The sequence below is a fragment of the Vibrio sp. V03_P4A6T147 genome (assembly GCF_002241085.1).
Classification (GTDB): Bacteria; Pseudomonadota; Gammaproteobacteria; order Enterobacterales; family Vibrionaceae; genus Vibrio; species Vibrio anguillarum.
The window spans coordinates 1-8,911 of record NZ_NDIO01000413.1 but is presented as its reverse complement, the minus strand read 5'-3'; the positions used below and the strand labels follow the sequence as shown (position 1 = coordinate 8,911).

Sequence of the window (8,911 nt, the reverse complement as noted above, 5' to 3'; positions counted from 1 at the left end):
TCTTATTATTTAGCTAGTTACCTGATAATAAAGTGCTCTAGCCTTAATTCTGTCGTACCATAAAAAGCACGTAATGCATCTGACAGCATCTTCACTCGGGGTGGAAGCCCAACCTGTAAGATAGCGACTACCTCACGATGTACCTGAGTCATAAAGGCGATACGGTCTGGTTCAAAATCGCCGTGTAGGTTGTCACAACTCACAGTAAAAGGAAAGCCAGCACTGACCGATAAAATCCACTCATACGCTTGAGGGCGAACCTCTACTTTTTCAAATTTGGCTTGGACTTGCGCGGTTCGCCCGTCTGGTTGATACCAATAGCCAAAATCTTCCATCAATCGCCGTTCAGGGCCGGCGACGCACCAATGCGCGATTTCATGCAGTGCCGAGGCAAAGAAGCCTCGTGCGAAAATGATGCGGTGATGATTGATTTGCGCATCAGCAGGCAAGTAAATCGGCTCATCACCACCGAGCTCTAAACGCGTATTGAATGGCTCAAAAAAAGTGTCATTGAACAGGGAGATCAAGTCTTGGTATTGATGTGTCATCACTCAGTCATGCAGGCAAAAATTTCTCAACGCATTCTCTTATTTTTCTGTAGTCAGGTAAAGCCATTCAATCGCCCCACTTCATTAGTTTTATTAATCGGTCAAACGGTTTCTTGGCATAAAATCTCATTCGCCATCGCCTGACTTTACTACTACACTTGCGCCTCCATTTTTAAGTTCAACCGCTTTCTTGGTTCTTATATACCCAAGGAAGTGCTGTCGGAGTACCGCATTATGTTGCTCAGTGTTTTATATATTATTGGTATTACTGCCGAAGCGATGACTGGCGCATTGAGTGCAGGCCGTCGAAAAATGGATTGGTTCGGTGTGATGTTAGTAGCGAGTGCCACTGCGATTGGAGGCGGTACGGTGAGGGATATTTTACTCGGCCATTATCCGCTAGGTTGGGTGAAGAATCCGGAGTTTTTAGCCATTACCTGTATCGCAGGCGTTCTCACCACAGGCTTAGCTAAATGGGTAATAAAACTCAAAGGGTTGTTCATTCGTTTAGATGCATTGGGGCTAATTGTGTTCAGTATCATAGGCACAAAAGTCGCAATGGGCATGGGTTTGCATCCCGGCATTTGTATGGTTTCTGCGTTGGTCACTGGGGTGTTTGGTGGGTTATTACGCGATTTAATCTGCAGACAAACGCCACTGGTACTGCATGAAGAACTCTACGCTTCGGTTTCATTAGTCGCTTCAGGGCTTTATTTAACCTTACTCGCATTCGGCATCAATGATGTCACCAGCACGATAGTAACGCTTATTGTGGGTTATTTATTGCGTATGGCGGCAGTGCGTTTTAAATGGCGTTTGCCTTCTTTCCAGCTTGATGCTGAAAATCAGATTCATTAGCCACAATCCGATGTTAGATATTCCGATGTTAGATATTTAGTTAGTTAGCTGACTTGTTTCGATAAAAAATTCATTCAGCCGCGGAAATTGGCCAAACAGAAAATTGCTTAAAACAAAAGCGCCCTAGCAAGAAGGGCGCTTTTCATTTTAATTCGGTTATGCTGGATTAGATTTTAGGCGTTTCTGTTTGAACCGCAAAATTCTGCCCGCGATGACGAAGTAAGTGGTCCATCAACACAATCGCCAGCATTGCTTCGGCAATGGGCACGGCGCGAATACCAACGCAAGGATCATGGCGACCTTTCGTGATAAGTTGTGTGGGTTCACCCGTGCGAGTAATGGTATCGCCAGGTACTGTAATACTTGACGTGGGTTTAAGCGCAATACTGGCAACAATATCTTGCCCAGTCGAAATACCGCCTAAAATACCGCCGGCATGATTTGAGCGAAAGCCGTTCGGTGTTAGAGGATCTCGATGCTGGCTGCCTTTTTGCTGCACGACATCAAAACCGTCACCAATCTCTACCCCTTTCACCGCATTAATGCTCATCAAAGCATGCGCAATATCCGCATCTAGACGATCAAATACCGGCTCACCTAAACCAACAGGCAGGTTTGTCGCGACAACTTGAATCTTTGCACCGATCGAATCACCTTCTTTTTTCAAATCACGGATCAGTTGGTCGAATGCCGCCACTTTGTCTGCATCTGGACAGAAAAAGGCGTTATTCTCAATTTCATTCCAATCCACTTTATCGATACAAACATCACCCATTTGTGACAAGTAAGCGCGAATTTCAACCCCAAATTCTTGTTTGAGATATTTCTTCGCAATGGCTCCCGCTGCCACTCGCATCGCTGTCTCACGTGCTGATGAACGGCCACCACCACGATAGTCGCGAATGCCATATTTTTGATGGTAGGTATAATCGGCATGACCGGGGCGAAACTTGTCTTTAATGTCTGAATAATCGGTTGAGCGTTGGTCGGTATTTTCAATTAATAGACCAATCGATGTACCTGTGGTTTTCCCCTCAAATACACCAGAAAGAATTTTGACTTCATCCGCTTCACGGCGCTGCGTTGTATAGCGAGATGTGCCAGGACGGCGACGATCTAGGTCTATCTGTAAGTCAGCTTCTGTAATTTCTAAGCCCGGAGGGCATCCGTCGACGATACATCCTAGTGCGATACCGTGACTTTCTCCGAATGTCATCACCCGAAAATGTTGTCCGATACTGTTTCCTGCCATTACTTCCTCAATATTGATGACACAGAGCGACATGCTCCCTATCACCGCTTCATTCTATTGTTCGTGGATTCATAGTGGCTTTATTACGAAATGATGTAAAGCCCCAAAATAAAGCAATGTGTATTTTTCTAATGGATAAAAAAACGCCAGCACTGTGGCTGGCGTTTTTCTTATGCGTACGGCATTAGTCGATATAAAGCGCAAAGTCGCTAGCGCAATCAACCAACTGCTGGCGAGTCAGCATGAATACGCCATGCCCACCATTTTCAAACTCAAGCCAAGTAAACGGAATGTGGTCGTATTGGTTCATCATATGCACCATCGAATTGCCCACTTCACAGATCAAAATACCGTTATCAGTGAGGTATCCCGCCGCATTGGCCAAAATACGACGCACCAATTTCAAACCATCGGTACCGGCGGCTAAGCCGAGTTCTGGTTCATGTTTGAACTCTTTGGGCAAACTATTCATATCTTCTTGATCCACATACGGTGGATTCGACACGATTAGGTCATATTTCTCTTTTGGCAAATCACGGAATAGATCGGAACGGATCGGGAAAACTTGTTGCTCCATACCGTGATCTTGAATATTTTGCTCTGCCACTTGCAGTGCGTCGGTTGAGATATCAATCGCATCCACTTCAGCATCAGGGAACGCGTGGGCGCACGCAATGGCGATGCAACCGCTGCCAGTACACAAATCCATAATGCGTACAGGCTCGTCGATCAACCAAGGTTGGAACTGCGCTTCAATCAATTCGCCAATCGGTGAACGTGGCACCAGTACTCGCTCATCCACATAAAACTCAAGGCCACAGAACCAGGCTTTATTGGTTAAATAGGCGATAGGAGTACGTTCATTAATGCGCTTAATCACCCGTTCAACAATACGCAGACGTTCGCTGCCTGTTAAACGAGAATTCAGTACATGCGGAGGAACATCAATCGGAAGATAGAGTGTCGGTAGGATTAGCTGAACGGCTTCATCCCACGCATTATCGGTCCCATGACCATAAAATAAGTTGGCGGCATTAAAACGGCTGACCGTCCAACGAATCATATCTTGAAGCGTGTGAAGTTCAGAAACCGCCTCTTCTACAAAAATCTTATCCAAAATTGCCTCCGAAAAGCGCTACAATACTGCCAATATCGATCTGTTAGAAAATGACCAAACCCAATGAGCCAAAAAGAGACCGAACACGATGACGCTTTCGACTTGTTTCGGGATGCAGTAAAGGGCGTTAAAAAGTTGCGACAGGATACCATAATCCAGCCGCCAAACAGAAACCCCAAACAAAAAGAAATCCGCCGTATTGCGCGGGAAGCCAGCGATACCGAATTTTATTTTTCCGATGAGTTTATACCAAAACTCAGCGATGAAGGCCCGACGCGCTATGCTCGTGATGATGTGTCGAAATATGAAGTTAAACGGTTAAGACGTGGCGTCTATGTGCCGGATGTATTTTTGGATATGCACGGCATGACGCAGCAAGAAGCGAAACGAGAACTCGGGGCGATGGTTGCTTATTGTGTGAAGGAAAATATTCACTGCGCTTGTGTCCAACATGGGATTGGTAAACACATTCTCAAACAAAAAGTTCCTCTCTGGCTCGCTCAACATCCTGATGTGATGGCGTTTCATCAAGCCCCCCTTGAATTTGGCGGGCATGGCGCGGTATTGGTGCTGCTTTCTATTCCTGATAAGTGATTTAAACTGACGCTAACTTCAGCATTAACGCTTTTGCTCCAGCATAACGATGAGGATTAATGTCGTAAATCCGGTGGAATCGGCATGTTATTTTCATCGAGTTTGGGTCTTTGGCCACCGCGTTTACGATACTGCTTAAGCTGAAAGACATAAGCCAGTACCTGCGCAACCGCCACGAAAAGCCCGTCGGGGATCTCCTGCTCAAGATCGGTTGTGTGATAAAGCGCTCGAGCCAAAGGCGGTGCGGGGATGATGTGTATATCATGCGCACGTGCTACTTCACGAATTTTCATCGCCATGTGATCGACGCCTTTAGCCACCACAATCGGTGCTTTATCCGTATTTTGTTTATAGCGCAGCGCAACTGAGAAGTGTTCTGGGTTGGTGATGATTACATCCGCTTGTGGCACTTCCGCCATCATCCGCCGCTGAGCCGCTTCACGCTGCAACATCCGAATTCGACCTTTAACCTCAGGTTTTCCTTCCGTATCTTTGTATTCGTCTTTTACTTCTTGCTTGGTCATTTTTAATTGGTCAGCGTGCTGCCAGATTTGGAATGGGATATCGATGGCGACCACGACCAATAAAGAACAACTGATCAGCAACACGAAGTTAAGCAAAATATCGAGCGCATGGAAAATATTTTGTGGATAGACATCCATGCTCAGTTGAAATAGATCTTCTTTCGATGCATTGATCAGATAAAAAGCAACGCCAGAAACAAGCAGTACTTTTAAAATGGACTTAAATAACTCAACCCAACTTTGCAAACCGAACATACGTTTTAAGCCACTGAGCGGGTTCATTTTGGAGGGTTTTGGCATCGCAGCTTCGACAGAAAAGTTAATTCCACCAATGCCAGCAGCGCCAATTAATGCAGCAATAAATAACGTGATTAAGATAAGCGAGAGTGGCAATATCAGGGTCGCAAGAGAACCAGCCGCAATATCAAACAACTTTCCGAGATCAAACACTTCTTCTCGGCTTAAGTTGAAGATTCGACCCATCAAAGCGTACAAGGCTCGGGCTAACGATTCGCCAAACCACATCAATGCAATCGCACCCACCACCAGTACCGAAACGGACGCTAACTCTTTTGAACGAGCAACCTGACCTTTTTTTCGCGCCTCGTCCAATCGCTTGGGCGTGGCGTCTTCGGTACGTTCTTGACCGTCTGACTCTGCCAAACGCGCCTCCTAACAGTTCATACGGATAAGGCGACAAATTTGTTGCTCGCCTTCTAACCAGAATAGTTCGTAGTGACTATACAGGCCGCCTAAAATATACCAACAGAGTAACAAGCCGACCAAAAGCGCAAACGCAAAACCCAACGAGAAAATGTTGAGCTGAGGGGCTGCACGAGTCATCACACCAAATGATAAGTTGACGGTTAATAGAGCAATGATGCCAGAAAGAGACATACTCAGCGCCACTTTAAACATAATTCCCAGCCACAATGCGAGCTCACGAAAATCCACGGTCGTTAATGCCCCATCACCAATAGGCAAGGTTTTGAAACTGAATACCACCAGTTGGATCATCTTTAAATGACCATCGGTTGCTAAGAAGAACAAGGTCGCTAAAAACATAAACAATTGACCAAGCAAAGGGGTGTTCTGCCCGTTTACGGGGTCGACCATTGAAGCAAAACCTAAGCTGGCTTGCATACCCAATATTTGGCCAAGCATAACAAAGGTTTGGATTATAAACTGGGTGATCATGCCCATTGCAACGCCAATAATAATCTGCTCAAAGGTGGTCAAAAAACCTTTAAATGAAAGTAGTTCAACGGTCTCTGAAACGACAGGAATCGCGGGCATCACGGCGAAGGTAATAGCCAAACCTAAGTAGAGCCGCACTCGGGTCGGAACAAAGCGGGCCCCAGTGACTGACATCACCATCAGCATGGCGGAAATACGAGTGTAGGGCCAAAAATAGCTAGCAATCCACTCTAAAACGAGGCTTGTTGGGTACTCCATTCAAGCTCCTAGTACAGTACCTGTGGTAGCCGTTCAACGATAGAGAAGAAATACTCCATCAACATCTGCGTCATCCAATGGGCAAAGAACATCAGTGCCAGTAACGTCACAATGAGACGCGGTAAAAAGCTCAACGTCTGTTCGTTAATTGAGGTCGCGGCTTGGAAAATGGCGACCACTAAGCCAATCAACAAACTCGGGATGATGATGGCGCACACCATGATAAGCACCATCCACAGTGCGTCTCGAAACAGCTCAACAAAGACTTCAGGAGTCATTCGCGCCCCCGCTATAAAGCAAAACTGCCGGCTAGCGTTGAGAGGATCAAGTTCCATCCATCCACTAGTACAAACAGCATGAGTTTAAAAGGCAGCGAGACGATCATCGGCGAAAGCATCATCATACCCATCGCCATCAAAACAGACGCCACCACTAAATCAATGATTAAAAAGGGTAAAAATAGCATAAAGCCGATTTGAAACGCCGTTTTTAGCTCCGAGGTGATGAACGCAGGGATCAGCACCGCCATCGAGACCTCTTCAGGATTGGTTGCGTCAGAGCCCGATATCTCAACAAAAGTTTCTAAATCTTTGACTCGCGTCTGTTTCAGCATGAAGGCTTTTAGTGGCTCTTGAGCCGTATCAAACGCTTGACGCGCCGTCATCTGCTCATTGAGATATGGCTGCACAGCTTGCTCATTAATGGCGTTGATGACTGGTGACATAATGAAAAAAGTGAGAAAAATAGCGATGCCGATAATTACTTGGTTTGACGGCGTTTGTTGCAGGCCCATTGCCTGGCGCAAGATCGACATCACAATCACGATACGTGTAAAGGAAGTCATCAAAATGACCATGGCAGGCAAAAAACCCAACATGGTCATCAAGGCTAAAATTTGTAGATTGATCGAGTAATCTTGACTGCCATCTGAATTGGTCGTCATGGTAAATGCTGGAATACCGCCACCACCACTGACGCTACCAGCGGCTATCGTTTTAGAGGCGCCACTGTCTTTATTCATCGCCGTTACTGTCACCGTTTCTGCGCCTACGGCGCTGGAAGGAATTGGCGTGGCTAACTCTTGCTCTGAAAACGCAAACGGGGTAAACAATAATGCCACCAGCAACATAGAAAGATGCCATAGATGAGCAAGGTAACCCAATGAGGCCGTGCGACTATTTCTTGTCATTTTTCTTTAGCAGCTGAGTCAGTTGACCGGCAAACGGACTGACCTCAGCCTCCTCCTGTTTGAGTGGGGCATCTAATTTTGCGATCAATTGGACGGATTGTGACGTGACTCCGACGAGAAATTGTTCTTCTCCTGCTTGCACAATAACGATACGCTCTTTAGTACCCACTGGCAGTTGACGTACAATGCTCAGCCCTTTTTGATTACCGAACGTGGGCACTCGCATTCGTTTTAACACCCAAGCCAAAAAGAGAATTAGCGCAATAACGAACAAAAGCGACCCGAAAGTGGTCGCTAAATCTAAGTGATCATTCGGCGCTGCCATCGCTTGGCTTGAACAGAGCAATAAACCGATCAGTTTTTTCATCCAAATACTTCTTTTTCGTAAACTGACGTTATGCTAACGCAGCTTTTTAATACGCTCAGTCTGGCTGATTACATCGGTTAAACGAATACCGAATTTATCGTTAACCACTACCACTTCTCCATGAGCAATCAAGGTGCCGTTCACCATCACATCCAATGACTCACCCGCGATGCGATCAAGCTCAACCACCGAGCCTTGGTTCAATTGCAGTAAGTTACGAATGCTGATCTTCGAACGTCCCACTTCCATCGAAATGGTCACCGGAATGTCCATGATCGTATCAAGTTTGCGGCGCTCATCTTCGGTGATCGGTGGTGAAGTGTCTTTCAATTCATCAAGAGGCGCGGCCAGAATTTCATCTACATCAATACTAGGCGCGGATGGGTCTTCCCCTAATGCAGCTGCCCATTCGTCTGCCAATCTTTGGTCGTCACTTGGTTCCATCTTCGTTACCTACTCTATTATTCTTCGTTATCTTCTTCGTCATCATCTTCAAATTCAGACATGATGTCTTTGCCTAAAAAGGCGAGATCCGTTTTTACTACATCAGGGCGTTTAATTTTTTCAGAGACTTGAACCGCCAGTTTTTCACCAGAGCGGCCCATTTTCACTCGGTAAGTAGGCAGCTCTTCAACAAACATCGTTGCGTTTTTGGGCATTTTAATTGGGATGATATCGCCTACTTGTAGATCCATTAAGTCACGCAATGAAATGTCTTGTTCTAATAAATTGACTCGGAAATTGACGGGTACATCCATGATCTCTTCGCGCAGTGCAGAACTCCAACGCACATCAGTTTCCATTTTATCCGACTGGACACCCGCATCGAGTAACTCACGAATGGGTTCAACCATCGAATAAGGCATGACCACGTGGAAATCGCCGCCGCCGCCATCGACTTCGATATGAAACGAGCTCACTACGATCACTTCCGTTGGGCTGACGATGTTAGCCATACTTGGGTTCACTTCTGAATCCAAATATTCAAACTCAACGCCCATCACCGG

Annotated in this window: 12 protein-coding genes; 2 read left to right on the top strand and 10 right to left on the bottom strand. The window is 46.1% G+C overall.

Annotated elements, in window-relative coordinates; translation table 11 throughout:
* Positions 1 to 17: 17 nt before the first annotated feature.
* Positions 18 to 548: an elongation factor P hydroxylase gene (locus B9J84_RS15670; protein WP_094124523.1), complete on the bottom strand. Its 531-nt coding sequence runs from the start codon at positions 546 to 548 to the stop codon at positions 18 to 20.
* Between the two features lie 234 nt (positions 549 to 782).
* Here B9J84_RS15670 and B9J84_RS15665 point away from each other — a divergent pair, with 234 nt between their 5' ends.
* Positions 783 to 1,406, top strand: a complete 624-nt coding sequence (locus B9J84_RS15665; protein ID WP_026027295.1) for a trimeric intracellular cation channel family protein — start codon at positions 783 to 785, stop codon at positions 1,404 to 1,406.
* Positions 1,407 to 1,572: 166 nt separating this feature from the next.
* On the opposite strand, the gene aroC is transcribed toward B9J84_RS15665, so the two are convergent.
* Together aroC and prmB are read right to left on the bottom strand one after the other, a co-directional pair.
* A complete protein-coding gene (gene aroC / locus B9J84_RS15660) occupies positions 1,573 to 2,658 on the bottom strand; it encodes a chorismate synthase (RefSeq protein WP_026028357.1) in 1,086 nt (361 codons plus the stop codon).
* 184 nt (positions 2,659 to 2,842) lie between these two features.
* On the bottom strand, positions 2,843 to 3,775 hold the full coding sequence (gene prmB / locus B9J84_RS15655; protein ID WP_013856325.1) for a 50S ribosomal protein L3 N(5)-glutamine methyltransferase: 933 nt from the start codon (positions 3,773 to 3,775) through the stop codon (positions 2,843 to 2,845).
* A gap of 63 nt (positions 3,776 to 3,838) precedes the next feature.
* Here prmB and smrB point away from each other — a divergent pair, with 63 nt between their 5' ends.
* The gene (gene smrB / locus B9J84_RS15650; RefSeq protein WP_013856324.1) at positions 3,839 to 4,369 is read left to right on the top strand and encodes an endonuclease SmrB; all 531 of its coding nucleotides are present in this window, start codon (positions 3,839 to 3,841) and stop codon (positions 4,367 to 4,369) included.
* Positions 4,370 to 4,425: 56 nt separating this feature from the next.
* On the opposite strand, the gene flhB is transcribed toward smrB, so the two are convergent.
* The 7 genes from flhB to B9J84_RS15615 form a co-directional block, all read right to left on the bottom strand.
* Positions 4,426 to 5,556 carry a flagellar biosynthesis protein FlhB gene (gene flhB, locus B9J84_RS15645; protein ID WP_013856323.1) on the bottom strand — a complete coding sequence of 377 codons (1,131 nt, stop codon included), beginning with the start codon at positions 5,554 to 5,556 and terminating at the stop codon, positions 4,426 to 4,428.
* A gap of 9 nt (positions 5,557 to 5,565) precedes the next feature.
* The gene (fliR, locus tag B9J84_RS15640; protein WP_094124522.1) at positions 5,566 to 6,348 is read right to left on the bottom strand and encodes a flagellar biosynthetic protein FliR; all 783 of its coding nucleotides are present in this window, start codon (positions 6,346 to 6,348) and stop codon (positions 5,566 to 5,568) included.
* An 8-nt stretch (positions 6,349 to 6,356) separates the two neighbouring features.
* Positions 6,357 to 6,626 carry a flagellar biosynthesis protein FliQ gene (fliQ, locus tag B9J84_RS15635; RefSeq protein ID WP_013856321.1) on the bottom strand — a complete coding sequence of 90 codons (270 nt, stop codon included), beginning with the start codon at positions 6,624 to 6,626 and terminating at the stop codon, positions 6,357 to 6,359.
* A gap of 11 nt (positions 6,627 to 6,637) precedes the next feature.
* The gene (gene fliP / locus B9J84_RS15630; protein WP_038170156.1) at positions 6,638 to 7,537 is read right to left on the bottom strand and encodes a flagellar type III secretion system pore protein FliP; all 900 of its coding nucleotides are present in this window, start codon (positions 7,535 to 7,537) and stop codon (positions 6,638 to 6,640) included.
* Positions 7,524 to 7,904, bottom strand: coding sequence for a flagellar biosynthetic protein FliO (fliO, locus tag B9J84_RS15625; RefSeq protein ID WP_013856319.1), 381 nt, complete (start codon positions 7,902 to 7,904; stop codon positions 7,524 to 7,526). The genes fliP and fliO overlap by 14 nt, the downstream gene beginning before the upstream one ends.
* Before the next feature lie 33 nt (positions 7,905 to 7,937).
* Entirely contained in the window at positions 7,938 to 8,348 is a 411-nt protein-coding gene (gene fliN / locus B9J84_RS15620; protein ID WP_010318705.1) for a flagellar motor switch protein FliN, read from the bottom strand.
* A 17-nt stretch (positions 8,349 to 8,365) separates the two neighbouring features.
* On the bottom strand, positions 8,366 to 8,911 hold a 546-nt coding region (locus tag B9J84_RS15615), incomplete at its 5' end, for a FliM/FliN family flagellar motor switch protein (RefSeq protein WP_179217580.1).